The sequence below is a fragment of the Beduini massiliensis genome, assembly GCF_000829905.1.
Taxonomy (GTDB): Bacteria; Bacillota_I; Bacilli_A; order Erysipelotrichales; family Coprobacillaceae; genus Beduini; species Beduini massiliensis.
Window position 1 is genome coordinate 89,013 of record NZ_CDPP01000002.1, and the last position, 26,446, is coordinate 115,458.

Consider the following 26,446-nt stretch of genomic DNA (forward strand, 5'->3'; position numbering starts at 1 on the left):
TTTATTTTCTTTCATACAGCACTAGCTCTCCAATTTGAATGATTGTATTGTAACGATAACCGATTAATTTATAGCTTATCTCATAATCCCTTTTGTAAAACTCCATTAGTTCCTGATAGCTAAAACATTCCACCGTAACTCTTTTATAGTCCCTCATAGTTTTTCTAATCGAATATAAATACCCGGCAGATCAGCCCAAAACTTCTCTATCACTTCCGAAGCTATCCGAGAATCATTCACGAAGAACCCCAGATCTTCCATGATGTCCTTTAATGCTTTGTTAAGATTGTCTGTATCGGGCTTAGTTGCTTTGTACTCGCCGTTTTGATGTTTACCCTTAATTGGATAGCACCATTTGACAATTAGCCTTAGAGGCCCATCTAAAGGCCTTTCAGGGGCATGTTTGATAAGATTATCTCTTAGCTTTGCTTTGGCTACCTTTAATTCAGGTGGATCATAGAATCTACCGTTACCCACCTTATGCTGCTGCGCTGTAATGGTGGGTGGCTTCATCGGCATAAAGAACTCAATGTCACTCATCAAATTCGTTTTCCCAATCTTCAATAGTTTGCTTTAAATAACTAGCCCCCTCATCACTGTTAAGGAGTTCCTTTCTATCCAAAGTGAACTTTACGAGGTAGCCTTTTTCTTGGGTATTCTTGTTAATGTAAATCGTTCCAAACTGAAGCTTTCCTGCTTTATCAAAACACCTCATGAAATACTTTCCAAACTCAACAAGTTCTCCTTCTTCGTTTTCCCAATATTTATCTGTTTGTTTTTTCTTCATTATCTTTTTTTCTCCTTCGCGTACATGTACATGGATAGAAAGATAATTTCCGCCCACCTTAAGGCGGGAAATTTTTTTCTATTTACATGTTATATATCTATAGAATATAATCATTAAAGTTATCAATATTGCGCGCGTGATATATTTATATCGCGATATATCGCGTACGTGCGATATATATATAGTATTTATTTTTCACCGCTAGAGGGAAGGGAAAAAAACGTAAATTTTCCCTACTTTCCCTATATCGAGTGAGGGAAAAAAACATGTTATTTTCCTTCCTTCCCTAATCTTTTTCAATAACGATCCCGTCAGAAATTGAGTAACCGCCATGCTCTTTCAAACGTGTTCTAACCGTTTTTTCCGTCACTCCCATATATTCGGCTAAGGTGTTTACAGATACATCACCGTCCATCTTACAAGCGCTATATGCGGTCACAATGGCTGCTTTTCTTTCCTTCTTCTTATCCTCCGGGCTTTTCCTTTTTGCCATTGCTTTTTGCCATGCCGGTGCTTCCTCTGTACTAATATCTTTTAATACATCAGAATCGTCTGTGACATGAATTGGATATTCAAAGAACAGGTTAACTGGACTAAATTTCGGGAATTCTCTAAGTGTTCCTTCTATTCTCCAACCGCTTATTTGCTCCACACTGTAACGTGCTTCATTCACTAGATGATCTAATTCTTTATAATAGTTCGATCCTAATTTTTGTTTACAGTATTCTATCATTGCTGACTGTGAAAGCATATCGTCTTGTGATAGATCATTTTGCCAATTTACTACATGTTGGTTTAAATAATTTATACAGCATTGGCAAGCAACTTTGTTCTTTAAATATTTATAATGCGATTCACTTAATTCTAACTCTAGTAAATCGATCAAGGCATCCGGATCACGAGCGAATACACCCGAACCGCTCGCTCTATCCATGCTTTTTTTATTACCTTGCGAACCTTTACTATGATGATGACAATAGATCACTGCACACCCTAATTCTGTACACACCTTATCGAACTGGTTACAGAAATTCGCCATTTGATCCGCACTGTTTTCATCGCCGGTAATGATCTTATAAATGGGATCAATCACAATCGCTATATAATCTTTCTTTATAGCTCTTCTGATGAGCTTAGGAGCCAATTTATCCATTGGGATAGACTTACCCCTTAAATTCCAAATATCCACGTTAGCGAGGTTATTCGGCTTGATATGAAGGGCATTATATACATCTTTAAATCGGTGCAGACAGGAAGGTCTATCTAATTCTAAATTGACGTACATCACTTTTCCTTTGGTACAGTCAAAGCCTAACCACTTCTGCCCCTCCGCTATAGCGATACACATTTCGATAAGGGCAAATGATTTCCCAGCTTTTGATGGACCGGCAATCAACATCTTATGCCCTTGTCTTAATACCCCATCGATTAGTGGTGGGGCTAACTCCGGAAGATTGTCCCATACGCTGTCTAATCCTTCTGGATCCGGAAGATCATCGTTCACACTTTCTATCCATTCGTACCATTCTTCCCAGTTTGCTTTCCCTAAATTAATGCCCATGAGAAATTGCATCTTCCCATTTCTCATAACACCCGGCATACGTGATAAACGCGATGGATTGCGGTTCTGTGAATCAATATTTAAGCCATTTTTCTTACATATTGAATAAAGATAATCTACTCGTTTTCTGTATTCTTTATAATCTGCTGCATCTATTCTTACAATCGCGTGAATAGATTTACTTCCGCTGTGAACCAAACACGCCACAGGCAGCTCTAATTCTTTAATAATGGCGTTCTGCTTTTCCAATTCCATGTTGTCAGATTCTACCAAAGCATAGCGATAATCAGTGACATTAATATCTTTGACGCCTTGTCCGTCTAATGGATTAAATCGGATCCATGCTCCAACCTCAGGATTATAATCGCCTAATACAGCGCCTATATCGCCTTTACATTTCATTAGTAGCTCTATCAACTGCCCTGCAGTACGATCACAGCATCCTTTTTATGGCAAAAACTTACCGTCTTTCTCCCATGTACGTGTGACATACCCAACATTCTCAGTTGAACTAAATAACGTTTCAATATAAGTAATCAGATCTTTAACCGGATCCCAATGTTTGGGGTATTGAATTTCCTGACCTTCGATCCAATTCTTATCGACGATCACAAAATCATCTTTATCCTTGATGGTCGCATCCCAATCTAATTCAATATCGTCATACGTATAGTTAGGTGCCCAGCCATTTTCTTTTGCTAATTGAACGATAGTCCCTCCTGTTACAGGATTAGAGGATCCCTCAAACGTGTCCCATTTTCGATAACATTCGTTGACGTGGTAACGCTGCGGATCACGTTTGCTCCATAAATCCCAATCATGAGCGGTATATCCTTCATATTTCAAGGCCATGCCAATGTTAATCCACTCTTGATAGTTCAAAGCAGAAGGATCAATATATTCCAAAAAATCAAGTAAATCTATCTTATTTTCCATTCACTACTCTCCTTGATAACTTTGTGGGTGAATTCCGCTTGGTATACGCCAATTATTAGCCGCGATACGATCAATTAACTTTTTAGCTGTATCAAATTGCCAAGTACCCACATGCTGAAAACCTCTGCTTTCTAAAAATCGAATTTGCTTAGGTGTGGTTAATCCTTCTTGTCTTCGCTTATCTAAACGTTCTAACAATAAAGAAGCTTTACCGGCATTGTCGATTTCATCAGGATTAACCCCTAATTTTTCTAAAGTATTGATTTGTTTCTGACTTGGGGGCGACATTTCCCAACCAAAAGCAGGAACATAATTGGATAGATCTTCTGCTTGTATGCTCATTTCAAATTGTAAAGGATCAACAAGCTTTTTCTTTCTTCGTTTCATTTCTTCCAACTGTTTTGCCAAAGATTCTTCACGCTGAGCGACGACATCATTAGCAGCTTGCTCTTCTGCTTCTTCTATATCAATAGCGATACCCGGTTGCGCTTCTAAATTCTTTGTCATTTTCTTTGCCACTTCTTCATTCTCGCAAATTAAACTTGCAGGGTGACATAGCTCCAAACGTTCTGTATGCCATAGAAAGTCCAACAATAATAGTTCAGTCTTCCCAGCCGAGAGACGCGTGCCTCTACCCACCATCTGACTATAAAGGCTCCTCACCTTTGTTGGTCTTAATACGATAATACAATCCACATCAGGACAGTCCCACCCTTCTGTTAGTAACATTGAATTACACAGGACATTGTATTTATTATGTTCAAAGTCTTTTAACACTTCCGAGCGGTCTTTACTCTCTCCATTTACTTCTGCTGCTTTAAATCCATTTTGATTCAGCAGCTCCTTGAATTTTTGACTTGTTTTGACTAGAGGAAGAAATACAACGGTTTTTCTATCTAAACAATACTTTTTCATTTCTTCAATAATCCCTTTTAAGTAAGGATCTAATGCCGTTCCAATTTCACTAGCTTTGAAATCACCGGCTTGTATGCTTACACTGGATAAATCGATCTGTAAAGGAATTGTCAGCGCCTTAATAGGCGTTAAGAACCCCTCTTTAATAGCTTTGGGTAACGTATATTCATAAGCTAGGCTTTCAAAATAATTCCCTAGACTTCGCATATCTCCACGATCGGGAGTCGCAGTTACGCCTAATACTTTTGCTTGATTAAAATAACTCAACACTCTTTGATACCCATCACTCAAACAATGATGAGCTTCATCAATGATGATGGTATCAAAATAATCCGGACTAAATTTCTTAAGTCGCTTTTCTCTTTGAAGGGATTGAACAGATCCAACCACAATCCGAAACCAACTTCCTAAACACGTTTCTTCTGCTTTTTCAGTCGCACACATTAATCCTGTGCTTTTAAAGATTTTATCGGAAGCCTGCTCAAGCAATTCTCCTCGATGCGCTAAGATTAAAACGCGATCGCCTTTAGACACACATTCTTTAGCTACCTCAGCAAAGACAATCGTCTTCCCGCACCCGGTAGGAAGAACGAGAAGTGTTTTACGCACTTCTTTATTCTCCCATTCATTAAAGATGCTGATCTGTGCTTCCTTTTGATACGGTCTAAGTTCCATTAGAATGTGCCGGATTGGAATGTAGGGTTAGTCATCGGTGTTGTATCTTGTTCTTTAGGCAGATATTTCTTCACTTTGTTATTGGTTCTTTCATTCCCGTTTTTATCTTTATATTTATTGATTTCAATCTCTGCCCTTCCAACTGCTCCGGGAACTAAGGTCCAGTTCATTTTTAGTGGTTCCCCTTTTTTCTTTTGACCGATACATGTGAAAAATTCGGATAGCTTCCATTCTGACTTACTATGAAGGAATAATTTTTCTAATAAAATTGTTTTCCCTAACGTACTATTGACTTCTAACTGTAATACGGCTTGATTGCATGCTGGCATCTTATCACTCCCATTAAAACGACTACGTTCAAACTTTATGACTTTAAAATCATAGATCCCAGCAGGAATGACGATAAACTCATTTCCCTCTTGGACGATTTGATCATCCCAATTTAATTCTCTTTCAACTACTTGATTATTATCCATCTTTTCTTATCCTCCTAAAATTGCATATCCTGTTGTCTAATTTCTTTGATAATATCCAATACCTGTGACCATGCCCCAATCAATACACCATTAATAAAATTCGGATCATAGTTAGAAAATGGAGTTTCTTTAGTGTAATATCCTCTTTTAGCTACTGCGGCTCTTATCTCATCTTCTGTGACCAAATTCGCATTCATAAGATCTTGTAATGCTTTGGGTAGCGAAGATACAGCAGGTGTTGGTACAGGTTGTACTCCACTTTTTAATGGCTCTTGTGTTGATGTTAACATGTCTTCCATTGGCACAGATTCTACGGTATAAGGAGCGTTATCCGTTGCTTGTGGTGTTGGATTAACGACTGCCTGCGCTACCGGTACATTTGGACTAGAAGTAAACAGATGCGCAATCGTGGCATAATCGAAAGGTAATTCTTCCGGAAGCCCATCACGATTTTTAGCATCCCAACAAGGGTGATGAGTCGTATACATGACACGTTGCCCACCTTGTGCCTTATGCTTTTTACCGTCTTTATCCACTGCTACCGAATATGTTTTATAATTAGCAAATAGGACCATATCCGCCCACTCTTTGACTAATGGTGCTGTTTGCGAAGATGTTTTCTTTCCTAATTTCAATTCGTAACGATCATATGCCCCCAGTTCATCTGGTTGCTCAAATTTTCTTATTTGGGCATGAGCGAGCAACAACACATTCACCCCAACATTAATGACCTCATCTAATAGATGTAGAAAGCGTGCAACTTCTTCTTTTACATATACATATCCATTCCCATAACCAAAATCTTCAATGCCTTTTTTTTGATGTTTGTTTAAGACATAATCTACGATATATTGTTCTGCCCAATCTGCGGTATCAATGACCAATGTTTTGCAAATATCAGGATGCAGAATGACATGCCTAATTTCTTCATTCATCATTTCATAACTTGTTGGTTTGGGAAGACGTTTGACATTTAGTTTTGAGGTAGATCCTTCTGTATCGATAAATATTGGATCTGGAAATTTAGAAGCAAAGGTTGATTTTCCAACTCCTTCAACTCCATACACTACTACCTTTTGAGCGCGATGGATCACGCCACTTATGATCTCAAAGTCCATTAAAATTCACCCGCTTTCCATGTACTCACTTTTTCTTCTGTTTTAGGCAAAGGTGTACTAGAATACCCATCTTCAATGATGATAGAACATTCATCACCTGTACTGACTCTTGTGGCAATACACTGTAATCCTTCTTGATCCAGCCATGTATTAAACTCTTTTAGTGTGTTAAGGTCCATCTGTTCCAATTTATCTAACAACACAAAACCACATTCCGGATTTAACTTTCTAACGATTGCCGTCGATACTCTTAATTGCTCACTGCCGCTCATGCTATCCCACTTTTTACCGTTATAGGTCAATTCTCCATCTTCAACAGAAAGCCCCGGTAATGGTAAATTAGCGCTATTTAAAAGCTTCAATTTATTTTCACGAACGTCATTAAGGCGATTCGTTAAGGCATCATATTGTGCCTTGTATTGTCGTGCATCTTCCTCCGCTTTTTCCTTGTCTAAATTAGCTCTTACCTTACAATTAATTTCTTCAATCTGTGCAAGGTTTTTCTCTAATTCTTCTGTGGATTGGTCAATAAGATCTAATACGTCTGTTTTAGCTAAAGCTAGATCTGCTGTTGCTTGGTTGAGTTCATTTTCTTTATTTGCAAGGAGTTGCTTTAATCGGACCACTTCCTCGGTTAAAGTAGACACTTGGTATTCGTACTGTGTAACCTTTTGACGTTTACGTTGATTTTCTCCGTTTTGAGCTAGAATTGCTTGTTGTTGATGGATTAGTTCCTGTGGAGAGATAAGATCCTTCGGTGCTTCCGGATATTCAATTTGCTCCTTAGCAAATTTCTGCTTTTGATCTGCAATCCTTCCAACGGTTAATCGCTCCTGATACAATTCATTTTCTTCTTTCTGATATTGAGCGAGCTGTTCTCCAACCCCGATAATTTGAAGCAAGATGTTTGCTTTTTCTTTACTGGTGCTATTCATAAATTTAGGTAAATTTAAGGCTAATTGTTCAATGAAACTGTCCAGTAACATTTGGCCGCCCTTTTTCCCTAATGGATCTGTGACTTTTAAAGAACTGTTTTTTCCTTTACGCTCCACAATAATCCCATTGCTTAACGTAACCTTTAAATTAGGTGGTACTAGAGAACCATCTCTCATGGCATTACTTGGTCGATTCTTATCGCCACCTAGTGCCCATGCGATACTATCTAATACCGAAGTCTTTCCTTGATTGTTGTTTCCGCCAATGATCGTCAATCCTTTTTCTTCCGGATCGATCTTAACGGCTTTGATTCGTTTTACATTTTCAATTTCGAGTTGATTTATTTTAACAGTCATTTTATTTCCTCCCTTTATTTAAGATTAATAATGGTCATCCCGGTGTTGCTTTTAGTTGTGTTTTTGACTTCCATATCCAGCCAGTTTCTTTGATATTTATGAAGAATATGTGTTAAACCTTTACCGCTCCAAGACAGTGTTTTTTCACCTTTTCGTATCTCCACGCTACGATCACCTATATGTCCTCTTATCAAATATTTTAATTTCATAGATAAATCCTCCTTAGTATCCTCTGTATACTGTGCTAACCCCTAACACGATCGCCACTATAATTAGCGTAACGATCATAATATTTACAATCTCTTTTAATTCTTTGATGTTTAACAAAACGAGTAGAACAAAGCTTTCTAGTGCAATTCCTGCAAATAAATAAAACATGTAGTTTAATTCTCCTAAAATTTATTTGACTGATTACCATCGGCAGTACTAGCAGACAGATGGTCAAAAAGATGGCTAAATTAATCAAGTTTGACACTTCCTTTCAAACACCTTATAATTAAGGTGTAATTTTTATAGATAATTACGTTTTTGGTCCTGTTCCAGCAGGATCATTTTTTGTTTTTCCAAACATGTTAATATCTCCGTTGTATCCATACCATAATACTTAGCAAAAATGCTTGCCGGGATTGCACTCTCGTCATAGTGTAAATCAAATTTATTTTTTAATTGACGGATTATTAAAGCTGCCTTATTCGATTTATAAGGGGTAAGCAATGTAATATCTTCGGCGTTCAATAGCATATCCATTTTTTCTTTTTCATATATACCCAATACTTTTAATGCTTCTATTGGAAGCGGATCATTTCCGTGCTGGTCCATTAATTCCTTAAGCGTCATGCTCCTCACCTCCTTTAATGTAATTGTTTCTTTTTGTCACCTGCTTTATAATTAAGTTGTCAGTATTGGCAGTGCTGATAATAACTACAGAAAGCGAGGTGATTTTAATATGTCAGTAAAATTTAAAATTGATGAAAGAAAACTCATGAGAGAGGTTCAAAAACAAGCCACTTCAAAATTAAATAGTCAAACCTATGAAGTTGAATGCCCTCATTGTCATTCTAAAATTCGAGTTCCAGTGGGAAAAAGCTTATGCTCCATATGTCATAACGAGATAAATCTCAATTTAGATATTACTTTTGAGGGTTAATATCTACATCAGTTAAAGCTAAGTCACTAATCAGTGATTTGGCTTCTTTTAATAAAGAAACAAGTTTTTCAGTTTTCTCAGTTAACTCATCAATATTAGTAATGTTGATAGTCACTTCTATCTTTTCTTGATCCATCTTCTTTCCTCCTACGTTTGTTTTAATTTATATTTTTATAATCTTACTTTATTTATTTTCTCAAAGTGGTTTACCTCATGTATAATTAAATATGAAAAGGAGGTGATACTTTGATTTACACTACAGACGTTTCAAAAAAATCTCATTGTCCCATGTGGGACATAGACATAAACATTAGAGGTAAATATAGACTAAGCGATAGCGAAGAAACACCATATCAAGCTACTTTTATGCGTGCATATTGCCCTATCATTGAAAATATCCATTTACCTGTTGAAAAAAGAGATGAGGAACTAAGCTACTATCCATATTGCCGTATAAATGATTGTCCATGTCTTAAAGGATTTAAGAAAACTATTGATATTAGAAAAGATGGTTACTCACAATAACTAACTTTTCTTTTTTCAATTTCAAACTCAAAATCTTCCAACTGTTTTATTAATTCTAATGATTTTTCTAAATCACCTGATTGAATAGATAGAGATAATAAACTAAGCACTCTTTCAAAATCTTTTAAATTTACTATTCTTTCGGTTATATAAACCATAACCTGCTCCTTTCTATTAAGTTTGTTTTTGCTTGTTGGAATCTTTAACCTTGCATTGAGCACCTAATGAAAAAGCAGTAACCACATCAAGTGCTCTTTGCTGATCTGTTTCATCTAATGGTTTAATAACTTGAATGATTTTTTCTGCTTTCTCTTTTTCTTTTTTTAATTTATTCATACTTTTACCTCCTTTCAATAGGGGATTTATTTGTACCCTACGTCTATAATATAGTCCCCTAAGACTATTTTGTCAATAGAATAGTAGAAAAAAGTTGACAAAGGGGACTTTAAGATATAATATGATTTTAGGAGGTGAATTTATGGATACTTCATCTATAGGTGCAAGAATAAAAGCAATAAGACTTGAAAAAAAACTGAATCAAGAGAGCTTCGGAAAAAGATTAGGTGTTGGAAAAACTGCTATTTCTAAACTCGAGAAAAACGAGCGTAATCTAACAGAACAGATGGGAAAATTAATTATGAATGAGTTTAATGTCTCTTATGCTTACCTTATGGAAGGAAAAGGAGATATGTTTGATGATCTACCTGAGACATTGCTTGATGAATTAGCTGATGAATACCATCTAACGGATATACAAAAGAAGTTAGTTAAAACATTCTTGGAATTGGATGATGAGCAAAAGGATGCTCTAACTACTTTATTAGAAAAAACGTTTACAAAATAAAAAAAGACGAGAGATCCCGTCTTTAATATAATTATTTTAGATAGTGTTTACGTACTAAGAGGTAGATTAGTTTTATTTTTTTAATATCATTTATCTTTTCTACCATATCAAATATAAAATGTTTGTATTCATCGATGTTCATTATGTAATTCCTCCCTAACTGAATTTTTGTTGATATGCAACAGTAGCGCTTCTGTACCTGTATATTAGCACAAATTATAAAGTAGTGCAGATTGCCCTAATTATATATACTAGGGAAATTAGAGAAATGCTTAATTTTTTTTACAAATTTATACATTTTATTTTTGTGAATAACAGATGTTAGTTTATTGTTTGACAACTACCAGTATACTAGGAATTAATTTATTTTAAGAATTTTGTCATTCGATAGTTTTTGTCAAAATCGTTGCATTTGAGCGATTTTAGCCTATTTTTGAATTTTTGTTGCATGGTTTAGGCTACTAATAGAAATAGATTGTTGTATAATATTAAATATAAGAAATAAAGGGAGGAATAAATAAATGGGAAAATGTAAATATTGCGGAGGTAGCACTGGCTTTTTTAACAACAAGGAAATTTGTAAAACATGTAAAAACAAATTTTTGCTAAATGCACAATTATCATCAGATAATATCAATAGATTAACTAACGATATAAATAAAGGGTTCAAAGAGATAGATTCATATTTATCTAGACTGAAAATCATATTAGAGCAATATAGAACTTTAAATAACGCTCAAGAAGCCTTGCCTGATTTAATAAAAACAAATCTTAATTATCAAGAGATGAAAGCAAATACGGAGAAATTTTTACTTGAATTTAATGAAAATAAAATATCTTTAATTATGGCTATGAAAACGGAAAAAGGGAAAGCTAGAAATATATATAAATATTTAGATTCTATAGATGAAGCTATACAAGAATATGGAGAATTCAAAGATATCTTAATGAAAATAAAGTGTCATTTGACTAACATTATTCAGCAATATAATTTCGTACGACCTAATGATCAAAATAAATTGAAAATTAATTTAGATAGCAATAGAAAATTAGACGATATTGAAGAAAGGTTTATTGAGGAGTTAAGTTCTCAAATAAAGAAACATATAAAGAAAAATGTTGAATTAACAATCGAAGTAAGGAGGAAATATCTATTAAATTTTAAACTAAACGGCTATCAAATAGGTCGTATTGAGTTAATAAGTTCGCATCCCCAAATGCAAATTATTAAAAAAGATACAGTAGAGTGGATCAATGATATTACCCTACAATCAGCAATTGATTTAATTCCTGAATGGATAGCCTATGCAAAAAAAATAGTATAATAAAAAATCTCCGCGCTACCAACACGGAGATTAATAGATATGCTACCAACATATCTAAGCATGTAAAAAATTGATGTTCGGTCAATCTTTTTTACGTGCTCATTATAACATATTTTTAAATAAAAATGAAATATTTATAAAGGAGCGATTTTATATGGCTAAAGAATATAAAATAAAAATTCTAAGTAGTGGTAAGAAAAGATATATTTTTGATGTTAATCTTGGTTATAATCCAGATGGATCACGTAATCGCACTACTGTTACCGCTGAAAGCATAACAGAAGGCAGAAAGAAAGTAGCACAACTTCTTTTAGGGCAGAACGTTATTAAGGCAAACAAGTCTAATACTTTCGAGGAATTGTTTGCTTATTATTTAAACTCGCTTGAAAACCAAAATAAAAGTCCAAATACAATACGTAACAAAAAAGCATATTATAAATATTTTCAACCTTTTTATAAAGATAAAGTAACTAAGTTATCTATAACAAAAATACATAAATGGCAAAACACATTGAAATTAAATAATCAATCAAAAAACAAAATTGAAAATGAGCTAAAAGCCTATATTAATTGGTTATATAAAAATGATTTTATTAAGGAAAATATAACCAGGAAAATGTCCTTAACCACTTTTGAGAAAAAGAAAGTTAACTTTATTACAGAGGATCAATTTAAAAACTTGTTAAACTACATAGAGGATGATTTCAAATTATTTTTTATAACACTTTTTTATACCGGTCTTCGATTAGGCGAAATACTTGGTTTGCAATATAAAGATATACAAGGTACAAACTTAGCTCTTTCTCACGTATTAAAAATGCCAAATGGAAAGCCTTATTTGTCTACAACATTTAAAACACCAAAATCTAAACGAGTTGTACCTATCCCAATATGGTTAGAACTAGGTAGCGGTAAAGGAAGAATATTTGCAAAGTCTCGCGACCATTATCGAAAAGAATTAAATCGAGCATTAGAGGCTGCAAATATGCCACACATGACTATCCATGATTTTAGACATAGTTATGCCAGTATGATGATAAATAAGAAAATAGATCAATTTACACTAATGGAATTATTAGGGCATGATAACATAACAACGACAATGAATACTTACGGTCACTTATACAATGATAAAAGGCAAGAAGTGACTAATAGTTTTGGTAATAAAATGTAGTTTTGGGAGTAAATTGGAGTGAAAATATAAATGTAAGCGTAAAATATAGTATTATAGTCAATATTTCTCATTTCGTTTATTGAAATACTAATTTATTTATTTTTATATGATTTATCCATAAAAGAATTAAAAATTTAGTTATTTTCAAATGATTTCACCCTATCCTTAATAAATTTATATATAAAAAGCCGCCCTTTCAGACAGCTTAATACAATTTACTTTATTAAAACAATGCCCCTCACACTTTACCTCTCTTATCCTTAAGGATAAGACGATGGATAATTTGGGGCATGACTTCTCCTCTGACAAACTTACGATATTCTTTTATTTCATCTGTTGATGCACTCATCAATGATTGATCCTGCACAGTATTATCGGAAACATTAAGCAGCGCAACGATTGGAACTCCTATTATCTCCGCTGTCTTAAAAGCTGCCGCACTTTCCATATCAATCGTATCACATCCCATGTCGATTATGTCATCAATATAAGGATATTGAGCAAAAATAGTATCGGTGCAAAACGGCGTTCCGATATGCCAATTTACCATTTGACTATCACATATCTTTGCCGTTTCTAACTTCAGTTTTTCAAATAAGGCATTGTCCGGATTGTTCTTCTGACCAAAAACATCATTTTTAAAACTATTTGATGAAATATAACGACTGGCTCCGTCCCCAGATACTGAATATTTTGGAATCACCAAATCTCCAATACCAATATCCTTTTTCAACGCCCCAACAGAACTTACAAAAATCAATCGTTTGCATTTGCTGAGTCCTAATAAAAGAACAGCATCCATGACTGCCGGAGCTCCAAAACCGGTTTTTATGAAAGTCATGGTTAGGTCATCGTGACTGACATTCCATACTTGGTAGCCAAATAAAGGCGATGAATTGACAATCGGCTTGAATGTACCCAGTCTTGACAATGTTTGCGGTGTCCAGCCCGGTGAAACAATCACCGTTTCCCCTATAACATTTTCATCTACTCCCATGCAATTATAGAAGATGTCTTTGCTATTGGCACCAAAATGCAGCATCCCGGCTATTAAATCTGAATATTCCATATTAACCCCCTTGCTAAAACGAAATTAAAGTATATTGTTCTTTAATATTACATATAGTATCGTTTCTTTATTATCACATTATCACAATGATACGCTCCTTGCAATGCATCTTCCTATATCTTGTAAAATAAAAACTCGAGCAAACAAAATACTTTTTCATTTTATATCTGCTTTTTTTATTTATACTCACTCTTAATTATACAAAATAGAGAGGATAGAATATTTTGTATTTAAGCATAATCTATAATATTTATAATAGGATATAGTAACGTTATAAAGAAAAAACAGATACTTTTCATCATTTTAAAGTACCTGTTCATTATTATTCACTTAAACGGTTAATTTCATATGATCCGTGATATATTGGATCACTTCATCCTTCGGGATTCCCAATACGACAGCAAATTCTTCATGCAATAATTCTTCGGCTTCTTTTCGATAACGAGTATCGATTTGTCCTAATTTTTTGCCTTGCGATTCCATTTTTTCCTGCTTCATTCTCACATTATGAATCACTTGCAACAAATCTCCGCAAGAATACTCATCAATAAGATCTTTATAATAAGAAGTCAATTGCTGAGTTGTCTGGTTTTCCAACGCACTATTCTGCATGGTTGAAATCATTGCAATCAGTTGATTAACTGCCTCTTTTGTAATAAGAGGACGCATATGCACCTTTGTATCAGTTGGTGTATACGTTCTTCCTTCTCTAAAAACCGGAACAAGGGTATAGTACTCTTTTTCATTAGAACTGCTTCCAATATCTAATTTTCCTATATTTTCAATTCTGCAAACCCCTTGGTTCCCATATATAATCAAATCTCCTTTTTCATACATATATCCACCTATCTTTCTATTAAGTATATGCTTGATATCTTTATTTTACCACAAATTATTGATTTATATGCAAAAGAAATTTAGAATTACCAATAATTCATATAATTATATTTATTAAAAATGACTATAAACAGATAATTTTGTATAAAAAAAGAAAGCATTGCTGCTTTCTTTTTCATTATCCAATTAGATAACTGTAACGTTTGAAGCTTGTTCACCACGATCAGACATAACGATATCAAAGCTAACGTTATCTCCATCATTTAATGTTTTGAACCCGCTTGATTGGATTGCTGAGAAATGTACAAAGATGTCTTTTCTATCTGCATCACTTGTAATAAACCCAAACCCTTTATCTTGATTAAACCACTTTACTTTTCCTGTATTCATACTATGAAATACCTCCTTTTTTATTTAATAAGAAGCATTATATTAAAAAACAAAATCATCCGCCAACACTGTACTTAGAATAGACAATGTTGATGGATGATCCATGTAATTGTATATCGTTGCTAGTTACTATATGCATAGTATAGCATGCACATTTAATAAAAGCAAGCTTTATTTTTATATATAATCTATTTCGCATTAACTTCTTTTATTACATTGTTTAATAGTTTAACCAACTGATTCATTTTTCTCACGGATATCGTTTAACCATTGTCCATTACATTTAAAATATCTCGGTCCGGCAACACCCCATTTAGAACCTAATAGTTTTGTCGCAAGAGCAGATAAGGACCATAGTTTATTTTGAAATTCCACTTGTTTATTATTGACAACTTTACAGGTAATTCCCGTATTAGTACTTGCACTGCTCCAAAACTCTAATATAGATCCCGGTTTAATATTACACATTGGAAATTGAAAGGGTGCCAAACGTTCTCTATGTTCCGCCTCAATTTCAATAGCAATCTCTTCTTCATCTTCTTCATAATCAGATGGTTGGACCAACATTAATTTATCTGTACGTCCATGTATTTCTGCCATTGCCTCCAAAATACTATATGCATCTTCTGGTGACATAGCATAAAACTCTCTTACGCGTTTTTTTCCTGCAAAGGTCTCGATAGATCGGAGATTAGGATTTAATTTATCTATAATACTATGTATCTTTTTATCCGAAAGTCGCATTTCAACCTCATAAATTGCATATATTCGAAATGCAAATGGGATACACTCACTTCGATTAAGTTGATTTAATCTCTTTTGCACATCATCCGCATAACCAATTTTTACATATTCTTTAAAAGATGGGTTTGTTAAAATATAAATATAACCATTCACTAAATCACCTCCATAATTTCCTAATATAGTCTTTCAAAAAGACTGTTTCTTTACTTGTAATTCTATCATATAGGTTTTAATACCACAATATGAAAACTTGTAACAGCTAATAAATCCCCTTTTTCCTGCACACTATTATCTAAGTATTATAATTTTTAAAAATGGTTGTTGATTTAACAAAAAGACTTTATCAGATGAATTATTATAAACAATATTCCTATTTTTAGATTAATGGCGAAGTCCACCCTTTTATTGATATTCACAAGAACGGAAAATGCCCTAGAATAGTTAATATAGATCATGTAAACAATGCCTTAAAAAATAAGAATGTGATCTATAAAAAGAATACTATGTAATTTCCCCATAACGGGGAAATTTATTTTAAGGAACTCTTAATATTTGTCCCGGATAAATGAGATTAGGATCACTAATCTGATTCATCTGTGCTAAAGCCTGATAACTGATTCCATATTGTTCTGCAATTTCACTCAATGTGTCACCCGCCTGTACCACATAAGTGTTTTTATCATAGTATCCTGTAATATCGCCATTGTTCACAAAACACATCCCGTCATTGATCAAATAAGGGTTGTTCGTTCCCTTGTAGATTGCTGTGATGACTCCATGATCGACATCCGGAACTAAAGCTTCCCCAAATGGCGGCCAACCGATCGCCGCTGTAGATGATCGATAACAACTGTTGAACATGACATGATCCCCTACTTCATAAGTGGTTTGTTTTACTTCATAATAGCCTTGAATATCGCCATTATTTACGAAGCACATCCCGTCATTGATCAAATAAGGATTATTGGTTCCGTCATAAATGGCTGTAATGACCCCATGGTTGATGTCCGGTACCAACGCTTCACCTTCTGGAGGCCAGCCTATTTTAGCTGTGGATGATCGATAACAGCTTTCAAAGACAACATGGTCGCCAATCTTATATTCTGTTTGTGCAGGCGGCTCAATATTTTGTCCATTGCCATTAAAATGACCGCCAACAATAATACTTGGATAATCCAAATAAGCAATGTCTCGGTCAACGTTGCCGTCATATCCTTCAATTGACCCTACCGAAGTATATTGCAGCATACCTGCTCGATCACTGACATCAACTTGAATTGTTCCATCATTAGTTCCCCAATTTGCTATCCATCTATCGTAGCGTTTTAAAGAGGGAGCATCCAAACACTTATCAAACCAAGCTTGTGATGAATAAATCCCAACATAATTATTTTGGCTTTCAACTCTGCTAAGGAATGTTTGTGTAATATCGACATACGCTTGAGGATCGGTAAGTCCGTGCTCTTCTTTATAGTGATCGCCATCTTCCATATCAAGATAAATAGGGTATTCAAATGCCTTTCCTTCTAATAAACTTAAATAAAAATCTGCTTCTGCCAATGCTTCTTCTGTATTCAAGGCATACGAATAATAATAGGTACCACAAGGGATGTTTAATCGTTTACATTCCGCATAACTTCTTTCAAACTGTGGATCGACCACATCCGCATAACCTGCTCTGATAATAACGTAATCAATATTTCCTGCTATTGCCTCAAAATTTAAAGCACCTTGAAATTCGCTTATATCTATTCCTAACTGACTCATTTTTTCACCTCCTTAGTTTAAAGTATGTGCGTAAAAAAAAACGGTATAGTGAGAATTATTTAGAATAATTCACCCAAATGAAAAGAATCGCCTCATAAAAGGCGACTCTGTCTTATTTATTTAATGCATCAACATATTTTTTTATATTTCCGGTATTGCTGAATGTTTGATACTCATCTCCCTGCACCACGACTAAAGTAGGAGCCTGCAAGACACCAAATTTCTTTGTCAATTCAATTTGTTCCTGAGCATCAATCTTTTCAAATGCAACTTTTGCTTGATTTAAGATATGAATCGCAGTAGGACAATTCGGACATGTCTTAGTTGTAAACAAGTATAATTTACCTTCACTTTTCACTTCCACATCATTGCTTTTTGATAGTGATGATTCAGGGAAAGCCTCTTTCCCATTTAAGATGGTTTGTCCGACATTGTAAACCTTTCTTTCAGCGAATTCCTGAGATTTACCAATATTCCAATTCTTTACCGGGCGATAATAACCGGTAATACGGCTATAGACTTCTGTTTCTCCTCCACATTCCGGACAAGTATAAATCTCACCATTGATGTAGCCATGATCCTTACAGATCGAATATGTTGGTGAAAGTGTATAATAAGGTAAGCGATAATTTTGGGCAATCTTGCGAATTAAAGCTGCCGCTGAACGCCAATCCGGTAATTTTTCACCGAGGAAAGCATGGAATACCGTTCCCGACGTGTAAAGGGTCTGCAGTTCATCTTGTACATCCAAGGCTTCAAAAATATCTTCTGTATAGCCTACTGGCAAGTGTGAACTGTTTGTATAATAAGGAGCGTTATCATTATCTGTGGCCGTAATTATATTCGGATAGCGTTCCTTATCATGTTTTGCCAAACGATAAGTTGTTGATTCTGCCGGTGTTGCTTCTAAGTTATACAAGTCTCCGTATTCTTCTTGATAGATGACTAAACGTTCGCGCATGTGATTGAGTACCTCTTTAGCAAATTCCTGTGTTTCTTTATGCGTTAAGTCCGCTTTCAGCCAGTTTGCGTTCAATCCGACTTCATTCATTCCGATTAACCCAATCGTTGAGAAATGATTATCAAAAGATCCTAAATAACGTTTTGTATAAGGATATAATCCTTCATTCAACAATTTTGTAACAACTGTACGTTTTACACTTAATGAACGTGCCGAAATGTCCATCATATGATCTAAGCGAGCATAAAAATCTGCTTCATCTTTTGCCAGATAGGCAATTCTAGGTAAGTCGATCGTCACTACTCCGATTGAACCGGTACTTTCCCCGCTGCCGAAAAATCCACCGGATTTTCTTCTTAATTCACGCAAATCTAAGCGTAAACGACAGCACATACTTCTGACATCAGAAGGTTCCATATCACTATTAACATAGTTAGAAAAATAAGGTGTCCCGTATTTAGAAGTCATCTCAAATAATAAACGATTATTTTCTGTATCAGACCAGTCAAAATCACGTGTAATCGAATATGTCGGAATCGGATACTGGAAACCGCGTCCGTTTGCATCTCCTTCAATCATGATCTCAATAAACGCTTTATTGACCATATCCATTTCTTTCTTACAGTCTTTATATTTAAAATCCATTTCTTTTCCGCCAACAATTGCCGGCTGTTCCGCTAAATCTGCCGGCACCGTCCAGTCCAACGTAATATTGGTAAAAGGGGCCTGACTTCCCCAGCGGCTTGGTGTATTCACCCCATAAATAAATGATTCAATACACTTTTTCACTTGATTATATTCTAAATGATCCGCTTTAACAAAAGGGGCTAAATACGTATCAAAAGAAGAAAATGCTTGAGCACCTGCCCATTCATTCTGCATGATTCCTAAGAAATTCACCATCTGATTGCATAATGAAGCTAAGTGTTTTGCTGGTGCAGAGGTAATTTTTCCGGTTACTCCACCAAGTCCTTCACTGATTAACTGACGCAGTGACCACCCAGCACAATAACCTGTCAGCATAGATAAATCATGAATATGAATATCCCCGTTACGATGGGCATTTCCTATTTCTTCATCATAGATTTCTGACAACCAATAATTCGCTGTAATCGCTCCACTGTTGTTTAAAATCAATCCCCCTACCGAATAAGTGACGGTCGAATTTTCTTTTACACGCCAATCAGTTGATTTTACATAGCTATCCACTAATTCTTTATAATCTAAGATTGTTGCTTTCATATTACGGATTTTTTCACGCTGTTTACGATATAAAATATACGCTTTCGCAACATCTCCATATCCTGATTCACTTAATACTGTTTCAACACTATCTTGAATCGCCTCCACATGAACATGGCCATCACTAATCTTTGGTTCAAAATCAGATGTTACTCTTAATGCCAGCAATTCAATAATACTGGGTTCATATTGACGTTCCTGTGCCTCAAATGCTTTCGCAATGGCAGAACTGATTTTAGTCAGGTCAAAATTTGCTACTTTCCCATCTCTTTTTATAACTTTATACATGATTTATCCTTCTTTCTATATTCCCCTAATGTCTACTGTTTCGATATATGGCTTCGCCACCTCAGCAAATGCTTCTAATTCTTCCTTAGTAAATCCATGTAATCCTTTTTGAATTACACGTTCTCCGTCTATAAAATTTTGCAGATAATAACGCTTAGCCCCCTTCAGCATCTTTCCGATCGCAAGCATATCCTCAAATGAATGAAACTCTTTTACCATCGTTGTCCTAAACTCGTAGTCCACTGCTCCGCTAAGCAAATAATCAATGCTTTCCTTAATTGCATCTATATAAATAGTCTGCGTCCCAATTGTTTCCGGATATCTTTCAAAGGAATTTTTAATATCCATCGCGACATAATCAATCAAGCCTTCTTCGACTAAATATTTGATTTTGTCGGGAAAGCACCCGTTTGTATCTAATTTGATTGGATATCCCAAAGCTTTTATTTTTCTTAAGAAAGGCTCGATTTCATCATGCAAGAGTGGTTCTCCGCCGCTGATGCACACCCCTTCCAAGATTCCCTGACGTTTTTTCAAATAATCCAAAACATCCTGTCCTTTAATTTCTACCATGTTTTCCGGTAAAAAAACTAAATCCGCATTATGGCAAAACGGACATTTAAAATTACATCCTCCGGTAAACAACGTACACGCCATTTTCCCCGGATAATCTAATAACGTGAGTTTCTGCATTCCAAAAAAGGCAATTTCTTTTTCTTCTTCAACCATATACTGACTTGCACTCTCCGCGATTTTTTGCAGCAAGTTTTCAAAGAGCTCCGCTTCTGATAGTGAGATCCCTTTGGTAATACGTTCCCACCAATCCCGTCGGATTAAATAGAGATTGCCGATGATTTCTTTTGTTTTATCGGTTGTGTATAAACAGCGTACACGTTTATCCTGCTCGTTTACGACAGAACGTACATAACCGAGATCTTCAAGTTTTTGAATTCCTTTGGTAATCGTTCCTTTATCAAAGTTTCCTTTACCAGCAAGGGTCTGCATTGTAATCCCTTCCTCTTCGTAAATCATAATCAAAAACTGCAGCTGACCGGCACCGATCTCGTACGGATTTAATTGCTTATCATAATATTTTTGAGTACAGCGATATAAAATTGATGAATTCATTAATAAATAATTATTACTTTCCATACGCCCTCCAAATGGTTGAATACTCAACTAAAAACATATTAGCACACAATAGTTGAATATTCAATTAATTTTGAAATAATAAAAATCGAGATCAAATTCATCTCGATTATTGACAAAATCTATAAGTTAAATCACCTAAAATCTTAATTCCTTTTTTTATGTTTTCTTTAGTTGGCGTTGAGAAATTCAAACGAACGCTATGACAAGGAGCATTCTCATCCACCATAAACGCACTGCCGGGAACGACTGCTACATTCTGTTTGATAGCTTCTTGAATAAATTCTAAAACATCTACCTCATCCGGGAAAGTTGCCCAAATAAACATCCCGCCCTCAGGTTTGGTGTATTGTACTGATGGATGAAAATGTTCTTTAATACTATCCAGCATCAATTGTGCCTGATCGCGATATATTTCTTGTAAACGTTCTAAATGCTGATCCATATCGGTTGTGCGTAAGAAACGATCCATTACTCGTTGTGCCCATACATTCGTATGTACATCCGCAACTTGTTTAGCTACCGTTAAGCGTGACAGTAAATCTTTATGACCGATCGCCACCGCAACACGCATTCCCGGAGCAATAATTTTCGATAAGCTGGCTGCATATAACACAATCCCCTCTTCATCCATTGATTTAATTGACGGAACTGCTTTTGAAGAAAAGCGCAGATCACCATAAGGATTGTCCTCTAAGATAAGCACACCATATTTCTTTGCCAGTTCATAAGTCTTTTTTCTTTTTTCCAATGACATGGTTGTTCCCATTGGATTTTGAAAGTTAGGAATAAGATATAAGAATTTAGGAGTTGGTTTTAACTGCATTGCCTGTTCTAATTCTTCCATATTAATTCCATCTTCTTCTAAACTGACCCCTACCAGTTTAGCCCCATTGCTTCTAAACGCATTTAAAGCCCCTAAGAAGCTGGGATTCTCGCAAATAATCGTATCCCCTTCATTACAGATACACTTCGCTAAAAAATCCATGATCTGCTGTGACCCGGAAGTGATGATTAAATCATCATAATCTTTTGAAACCTGTTCATGACGATTGAAGAATGCCTTGGCAGATTCACGTAACGGTCCATACCCTTCTGTGATTCCGTATTGAAGCATACTAATCGGATCTTCTTCAAACAATTCATTAGAAATAGTTTTTATACTCTCTACCGGAAACGCCTGCATGGCCGGATTCCCTCCACCAAAACTAATCACCTTAGGATCAGACGCAGCTTTTAAGATTTCTCTGACTGCCGAAGCCTGTACATTACGCATTCTATTGGAAAACTCGAATTTCATATAACCCCCCCTGTTTGTTATATCCATATATTAAACATTTTTAAGATAAATTGCAAATTAATTTATGTCCTTATTTATTTTTTCTAAAATTTCTTCTTGAGTTTTCATTATATTCTCTATTTTCTGATAAATATCTTCCATCATCACTTCCGTTTTAATATTTAAGATATAATCATTGCGTGCCCGCACCCGATCCTTATGATCCTGACGATTCTGTGCCATCATGATTAAGGGAGCCTGAAAAGCAGATACACAGGATAACACTAAATTCAGCAGAATAAACGGATACGGATCAAAAGGGGATTTTAAAAAAAGGATATTGACATACATCCAGCTAAAAAGCACAATTCCAAAAATAATGATAAAAGCCCAGCTTCCGGCAATGCGGGCAATAGAATCCGCCGCCTTCTCTCCAAAAGAGGGTTTAGCCGTCTCACTTTCACCATCATATTTTTTCCCTAACAGCAGCTGCATCGTTTCTTCGTCGCATAAGGTTGACTGCGTTTGTTGGAATATTTTCTCTAATATTTCTTTTCTTTCGTCCATTATCATCACCTGAATCTATTATGAACAAAAAAAGGATGTTTTAAGCATCCTCTAGTTGTTCAATTCCTTGATATTTACGAATATACTGATAACCAATACCACCGATCCCCATGTGAACCCCCACTACAGCAGGTAATAATCCCGTATGGATGGTATCGCTATGAAGCACCTCTTTAGCGTAATCTTTCATTTCATCACGAATTTCAGGAGCTAACACATCTTCAAGTGTCAGTATATAATCTTGAGAGTTTATATTTTTTTCTTTAAAGTATTCAATAATACGGATATTGGCTTTTTTGATTGTTCTCACTTTATCAAACTCATCAATCTTACCGCCAAGATCTTCATTCAATTTCATTACCGGTACAATTTTCAATAAGCCGCCCAACACCGCTACAGAAGCAGTTATACGCCCTCCACGTTTTAAATGCTGTAAGTCACTGACTAAAATTAAGGTAGCTGAATCTTTCACCAAATCTTCTAAGATCAGCTTAATTTCTTTTGCACTTTTCCCTTCTTTAACCAATGTCATCGCCACTTTGACTAAATATTTATGATTCCCGGCTGTTGCTTTAGAGTCCACTAATGTGATGGGCATTTCTTCCATATCTGCGGCAATTTTCATTCCTTCGATCGTAGAAGACAGTCCTGAGGCTAAACTGATACCTAAAATCTCATCATAGCCATCTGCTTTTATTTGGGCAATCACTTCCACTAAAGATCCGGTTGCCGGCTGTGATGTCGTTGCGATACATTTTTCATCTTTGATGCGATTGAACACTTCTTCGGATTGAATATCAATTCCATCTAAATAATTTTGATTATTCACCGTTATTTGTAACGGAACAATATAGACTCCATCTTTAATTAAGGCATCTTTTTTTATCTGACAGCCACTGTCAGCTAGTATTGCGATTTTTGACATGTTCATTCCTCCTTTAAGTATATTAGCACAAATCTAAAAAAAGTCTCTAGGTTTTTGACTAAAAGATGCGACAAATTTCACATTTTGTATTTTATTATGTGACAAATATTAGTTTTCCTTTTAAAATCGACATTTATACTCTATAATGTTTTTATTGGAGGTGCGACATGATCAAGTCTGTGAAAAATAATTGTGAACATGAAATTATCGTTAATAAATCACGCTTTATTGGTATTGTCGTTCATCTTCAATCGATTGAAGATGTCTCTTCATATTTAGAATTTTATAAAAACAAATATCCTGAAGCGAATCATTATTGCTATGCCTATATCTTTGATGGGGCAATGAAAGCAAGTGATGACGGCGAACCCGCTAAAACAGCCGGGATGCCGATTTTAAATGTTATTCAAAAGCAGGAATTAAATCATGTTTTAGCCATCGTTGTCCGATATTTCGGCGGAATTAAATTAGGTGCCGGCGGATTAGTCAGAGCTTACAGTCAGGCTACCAGCCAAACCTTATTAAATGCCGATCTGGTCGTCTACGAACTAAAACCTTTATACAAAATCAGTTTTGATTATACATTTACAAAACTAATCGATCACTACATCAAAACCATGGCGATCCTCGTTATAAACAAAGAATATGATGAAGCAGTCACTTACACATGCTTTGTTGATGATCCGCATTTTTTTGAATTCATTCAGGAAACAACTTCAAATCAATATAAAAAACAGTATCTGCGTGATGAATACGTAGAGAAGGAGGTTACTCATGAGTAAACACAAAAAAGAAGGAATAAATTTTAAAAATATCGCCTGTATCATACTGACGTACTTACCTCTGCTTCTTTCTGTCATTGGTATTTTTTTACTATTTAATTCCCCTTATTTAGGAACTAAAATCAATTTAATGATCAGTGGTGTCATCTTATTGCTGTCTGTCATCGTTATTCTCTGCTTTATTTTAGGAAAGAAAAAAGCCATTCGCAACTTAACGATTTTTGCGATTGTCTTAAGTATTCTTAGCAGCAGTGCCATCGCTTATGCAGATTACCTTTATTTCCGTCTGCATTATGAATTAGGAAAGATTTCCTCTACTCAGGAATATGTTTACAGCTATATCTATACCTTAAAAGATTCGGCAATCACAACCCCAGAAGAATTGACCGGTAAGAAACTAGGCTTACAGTCTTCTACAAGTTCCACTTGCTATAGTACGGTAATCGAAGGATTGGATAAAAAAGGCATCGCTGAAAGTTCCTATACGATTGAAACCTACAGCAACTTCGTGACTGCGGCCGGAGATTTAATGAATAAAAAAGTTGACGCTATTGCCGTTGATGAACAAGGTTTAAGCATGATCGGTGAAGTCTATCCGGAATTTGCGAAAACCACTGTCCAGATTGCCTCTTACAAACACGCGCTTGATAATTCAAACTCATCAACATCTGTCAACATGTCTACCGAGCCGTTTACCGTTTTAATCAACGGAGTCGATTCTCGTGATGGGGATCTGTCTTCGGGATCAAATGCCGATGTTATCATGCTTGCTACATTTAATCCGAAAACATTAAAGCTCTCAATGATCTCTATCCCACGTGATACTTATATTCCTGTCACATGCCGCGGGAACATTAATGATAAAATTACTCACTCCGGTTCCGGTGGGGTAACTTGTACGATTGATTCACTTGAAGAAACATTAGGCATTACAATCAACTATTATGTCAAAGTGAATTTCAATGCCGTTGTCAATCTGGTAGATGCTATCGGCGGAATCGATGTTACCGTCCCTTTAACTTTCTGTGAACAGGATTCAAAAGATACACCGGATGCCTTATGTATCAACGAAGGTTATCAGCATTTAAACGGTGAACAAGCCTTAGCTTTATCTCGTCATCGTAAAACCTTGCCAAATGGGGATATTGGTCGTGGTGTCAATCAGCAAATCGTGATTGAAGGAATGATCAACAAACTTGCTTCCGGTCAAATTCTGACCAGTCTGGACAGTTTGCTTTCGGTATTAGGAAACAACGTCCAAACAAATATGAAGCAAAGTGATATGTACGGTTTATTCAGTTTACTTACAAGTTTAGGATCTAAATCAACATTCTCAAATACTTCTGCCTTATCTATTTCATCCAGCACAATTGCCGGATATGATTCAATGATCTATACTGATTGGGCAGGTGCAGAAATCTACTATTACATCCCATACAAAGAATCACTCAAAGCTGCGGCTACTGAGATTCGCCGTATCATGGGATTGGAGGATTATCCTTTGCCATCAAGCAATTTCTCATTTAATGCAAATGAGCCTTATGATCAATATAATTTTGATACGACAAATGGATTGGAAGATGCGCAATAAACGGTGTGATACACACCGTTTTCATTTGACAGTTAAAGAAACTGCTTTTGAATTGTAGAAATTTAAAACCAGGTCATACT

Annotated in this window: 31 protein-coding genes; 7 read left to right on the forward strand and 24 right to left on the reverse strand. The window is 35.4% G+C overall.

Annotation, left to right across the window (positions count from 1 at the left end):
- Window position 1: 1 nt before the first annotated feature.
- The 11 genes from BN1225_RS14635 to BN1225_RS00485 form a co-directional block, all read right to left on the reverse strand.
- Window positions 2-157 carry a hypothetical protein gene (locus BN1225_RS14635; RefSeq protein WP_156133034.1) on the reverse strand — a complete coding sequence of 52 codons (156 nt, stop codon included), beginning with the start codon at window positions 155-157 and terminating at the stop codon, window positions 2-4.
- Entirely contained in the window at window positions 154-540 is a 387-nt protein-coding gene (locus BN1225_RS00445; protein ID WP_041137866.1) for a RusA family crossover junction endodeoxyribonuclease, read from the reverse strand. Before BN1225_RS00445 ends, BN1225_RS14635 begins: the two co-directional genes overlap by 4 nt.
- Window positions 533-787, reverse strand: a complete 255-nt coding sequence (locus tag BN1225_RS00450) for a hypothetical protein (protein WP_041137867.1) — start codon at window positions 785-787, stop codon at window positions 533-535. Before BN1225_RS00450 ends, BN1225_RS00445 begins: the two co-directional genes overlap by 8 nt.
- Before the next feature lie 286 nt (window positions 788-1,073).
- Complete coding sequence (locus BN1225_RS00455; RefSeq protein WP_317621617.1) at window positions 1,074-2,750, reverse strand: AAA family ATPase; 1,677 nt, start codon at window positions 2,748-2,750, stop codon at window positions 1,074-1,076.
- A gap of 45 nt (window positions 2,751-2,795) precedes the next feature.
- Window positions 2,796-3,284, reverse strand: a complete 489-nt coding sequence (locus BN1225_RS15080; RefSeq protein ID WP_317621618.1) for a PriCT-2 domain-containing protein — start codon at window positions 3,282-3,284, stop codon at window positions 2,796-2,798.
- Window positions 3,285-3,287: 3 nt separating this feature from the next.
- Entirely contained in the window at window positions 3,288-4,874 is a 1,587-nt protein-coding gene (locus tag BN1225_RS00460) for a DEAD/DEAH box helicase (RefSeq protein WP_041137868.1), read from the reverse strand.
- A complete protein-coding gene (locus tag BN1225_RS00465) occupies window positions 4,874-5,350 on the reverse strand; it encodes a hypothetical protein (RefSeq protein WP_041137869.1) in 477 nt (158 codons plus the stop codon). The genes BN1225_RS00460 and BN1225_RS00465 overlap by 1 nt, the downstream gene beginning before the upstream one ends.
- A 14-nt stretch (window positions 5,351-5,364) precedes the next feature.
- Window positions 5,365-6,468: an ATP-binding protein gene (locus tag BN1225_RS00470; protein WP_041137870.1), complete on the reverse strand. Its 1,104-nt coding sequence runs from the start codon at window positions 6,466-6,468 to the stop codon at window positions 5,365-5,367.
- Window positions 6,468-7,760 carry an AAA family ATPase gene (locus tag BN1225_RS00475; RefSeq protein ID WP_041137871.1) on the reverse strand — a complete coding sequence of 431 codons (1,293 nt, stop codon included), beginning with the start codon at window positions 7,758-7,760 and terminating at the stop codon, window positions 6,468-6,470. Before BN1225_RS00475 ends, BN1225_RS00470 begins: the two co-directional genes overlap by 1 nt.
- 14 nt (window positions 7,761-7,774) lie before the next feature.
- Entirely contained in the window at window positions 7,775-7,969 is a 195-nt protein-coding gene (locus BN1225_RS00480; RefSeq protein ID WP_041137872.1) for a hypothetical protein, read from the reverse strand.
- A gap of 301 nt (window positions 7,970-8,270) precedes the next feature.
- A complete protein-coding gene (locus tag BN1225_RS00485) occupies window positions 8,271-8,597 on the reverse strand; it encodes a hypothetical protein (protein WP_041137873.1) in 327 nt (108 codons plus the stop codon).
- Window positions 8,598-8,706: 109 nt separating this feature from the next.
- Here BN1225_RS00485 and BN1225_RS00490 point away from each other — a divergent pair, with 109 nt between their 5' ends.
- On the forward strand, window positions 8,707-8,907 hold the full coding sequence (locus BN1225_RS00490; protein ID WP_041137874.1) for a hypothetical protein: 201 nt from the start codon (window positions 8,707-8,709) through the stop codon (window positions 8,905-8,907).
- Here BN1225_RS00490 and BN1225_RS14640 read toward each other — a convergent pair.
- Window positions 8,891-9,043: a hypothetical protein gene (locus tag BN1225_RS14640; protein WP_156133035.1), complete on the reverse strand. Its 153-nt coding sequence runs from the start codon at window positions 9,041-9,043 to the stop codon at window positions 8,891-8,893. The two genes, BN1225_RS00490 and BN1225_RS14640, sit on opposite strands and share 17 nt — an antisense overlap.
- A 110-nt stretch (window positions 9,044-9,153) precedes the next feature.
- Here BN1225_RS14640 and BN1225_RS00495 point away from each other — a divergent pair, with 110 nt between their 5' ends.
- Window positions 9,154-9,432, forward strand: a complete 279-nt coding sequence (locus BN1225_RS00495; protein ID WP_041137875.1) for a hypothetical protein — start codon at window positions 9,154-9,156, stop codon at window positions 9,430-9,432.
- Here BN1225_RS00495 and BN1225_RS14645 read toward each other — a convergent pair.
- Together BN1225_RS14645 and BN1225_RS14650 are read right to left on the reverse strand one after the other, a co-directional pair.
- Entirely contained in the window at window positions 9,420-9,590 is a 171-nt protein-coding gene (locus tag BN1225_RS14645; protein ID WP_156133036.1) for a hypothetical protein, read from the reverse strand. The two genes, BN1225_RS00495 and BN1225_RS14645, sit on opposite strands and share 13 nt — an antisense overlap.
- 16 nt (window positions 9,591-9,606) lie before the next feature.
- Entirely contained in the window at window positions 9,607-9,768 is a 162-nt protein-coding gene (locus BN1225_RS14650) for a hypothetical protein (RefSeq protein WP_156133037.1), read from the reverse strand.
- 142 nt (window positions 9,769-9,910) lie between these two features.
- On the opposite strand from BN1225_RS14650, the gene BN1225_RS00500 reads away from it, so the two are divergent.
- The 3 genes from BN1225_RS00500 to BN1225_RS00510 all read left to right on the forward strand — a co-directional run bounded on the left by BN1225_RS00500 (window position 9,911) and on the right by BN1225_RS00510 (window position 12,775).
- Window positions 9,911-10,276, forward strand: a complete 366-nt coding sequence (locus BN1225_RS00500; protein ID WP_052466156.1) for a helix-turn-helix domain-containing protein — start codon at window positions 9,911-9,913, stop codon at window positions 10,274-10,276.
- A gap of 521 nt (window positions 10,277-10,797) precedes the next feature.
- Entirely contained in the window at window positions 10,798-11,601 is an 804-nt protein-coding gene (locus tag BN1225_RS00505; RefSeq protein WP_041137876.1) for a hypothetical protein, read from the forward strand.
- A gap of 154 nt (window positions 11,602-11,755) precedes the next feature.
- Entirely contained in the window at window positions 11,756-12,775 is a 1,020-nt protein-coding gene (locus BN1225_RS00510) for a tyrosine-type recombinase/integrase (protein ID WP_041137877.1), read from the forward strand.
- A gap of 238 nt (window positions 12,776-13,013) precedes the next feature.
- Here BN1225_RS00510 and BN1225_RS00515 read toward each other — a convergent pair whose 3' ends face one another.
- The 10 genes from BN1225_RS00515 to BN1225_RS00560 form a co-directional block, all read right to left on the reverse strand.
- Window positions 13,014-13,844 (reverse strand): phosphorylase family protein, encoded by an 831-nt coding sequence (locus BN1225_RS00515; RefSeq protein WP_041137878.1) that lies wholly within the window; start codon window positions 13,842-13,844, stop codon window positions 13,014-13,016.
- A 330-nt stretch (window positions 13,845-14,174) separates the two neighbouring features.
- Window positions 14,175-14,681, reverse strand: a complete 507-nt coding sequence (locus BN1225_RS00520) for a CarD family transcriptional regulator (protein WP_041137879.1) — start codon at window positions 14,679-14,681, stop codon at window positions 14,175-14,177.
- 186 nt (window positions 14,682-14,867) lie between these two features.
- Complete coding sequence (locus tag BN1225_RS00525; RefSeq protein WP_041137880.1) at window positions 14,868-15,071, reverse strand: cold-shock protein; 204 nt, start codon at window positions 15,069-15,071, stop codon at window positions 14,868-14,870.
- Between the two features lie 228 nt (window positions 15,072-15,299).
- The gene (locus BN1225_RS00530; protein ID WP_041137881.1) at window positions 15,300-15,968 is read right to left on the reverse strand and encodes a GIY-YIG nuclease family protein; all 669 of its coding nucleotides are present in this window, start codon (window positions 15,966-15,968) and stop codon (window positions 15,300-15,302) included.
- Between the two features lie 381 nt (window positions 15,969-16,349).
- Window positions 16,350-17,582, reverse strand: a complete 1,233-nt coding sequence (locus BN1225_RS14820) for a GH25 family lysozyme (RefSeq protein ID WP_052466159.1) — start codon at window positions 17,580-17,582, stop codon at window positions 16,350-16,352.
- Between the two features lie 112 nt (window positions 17,583-17,694).
- Entirely contained in the window at window positions 17,695-20,073 is a 2,379-nt protein-coding gene (locus BN1225_RS00540; RefSeq protein WP_041137882.1) for a ribonucleoside triphosphate reductase, read from the reverse strand.
- Window positions 20,074-20,088: 15 nt separating this feature from the next.
- Entirely contained in the window at window positions 20,089-21,225 is a 1,137-nt protein-coding gene (locus tag BN1225_RS15085) for an anaerobic ribonucleoside-triphosphate reductase activating protein (RefSeq protein WP_041137883.1), read from the reverse strand.
- Between the two features lie 106 nt (window positions 21,226-21,331).
- Entirely contained in the window at window positions 21,332-22,522 is a 1,191-nt protein-coding gene (locus tag BN1225_RS00550) for an aminotransferase-like domain-containing protein (protein WP_041137884.1), read from the reverse strand.
- Window positions 22,523-22,579: 57 nt separating this feature from the next.
- Entirely contained in the window at window positions 22,580-23,068 is a 489-nt protein-coding gene (locus BN1225_RS00555; RefSeq protein WP_052466161.1) for a DUF1003 domain-containing protein, read from the reverse strand.
- 40 nt (window positions 23,069-23,108) lie between these two features.
- Window positions 23,109-23,993 carry a DegV family protein gene (locus BN1225_RS00560; protein ID WP_041137886.1) on the reverse strand — a complete coding sequence of 295 codons (885 nt, stop codon included), beginning with the start codon at window positions 23,991-23,993 and terminating at the stop codon, window positions 23,109-23,111.
- 167 nt (window positions 23,994-24,160) lie between these two features.
- Between BN1225_RS00560 and BN1225_RS00565 the strand changes: the two genes are divergently transcribed.
- A complete protein-coding gene (locus BN1225_RS00565; protein WP_052466164.1) occupies window positions 24,161-24,775 on the forward strand; it encodes an IMPACT family protein in 615 nt (204 codons plus the stop codon).
- Window positions 24,768-26,366: an LCP family protein gene (locus BN1225_RS00570; protein ID WP_041137887.1), complete on the forward strand. Its 1,599-nt coding sequence runs from the start codon at window positions 24,768-24,770 to the stop codon at window positions 26,364-26,366. The genes BN1225_RS00565 and BN1225_RS00570 overlap by 8 nt, the downstream gene beginning before the upstream one ends.
- Window positions 26,367-26,446 lie beyond the last annotated feature (80 nt).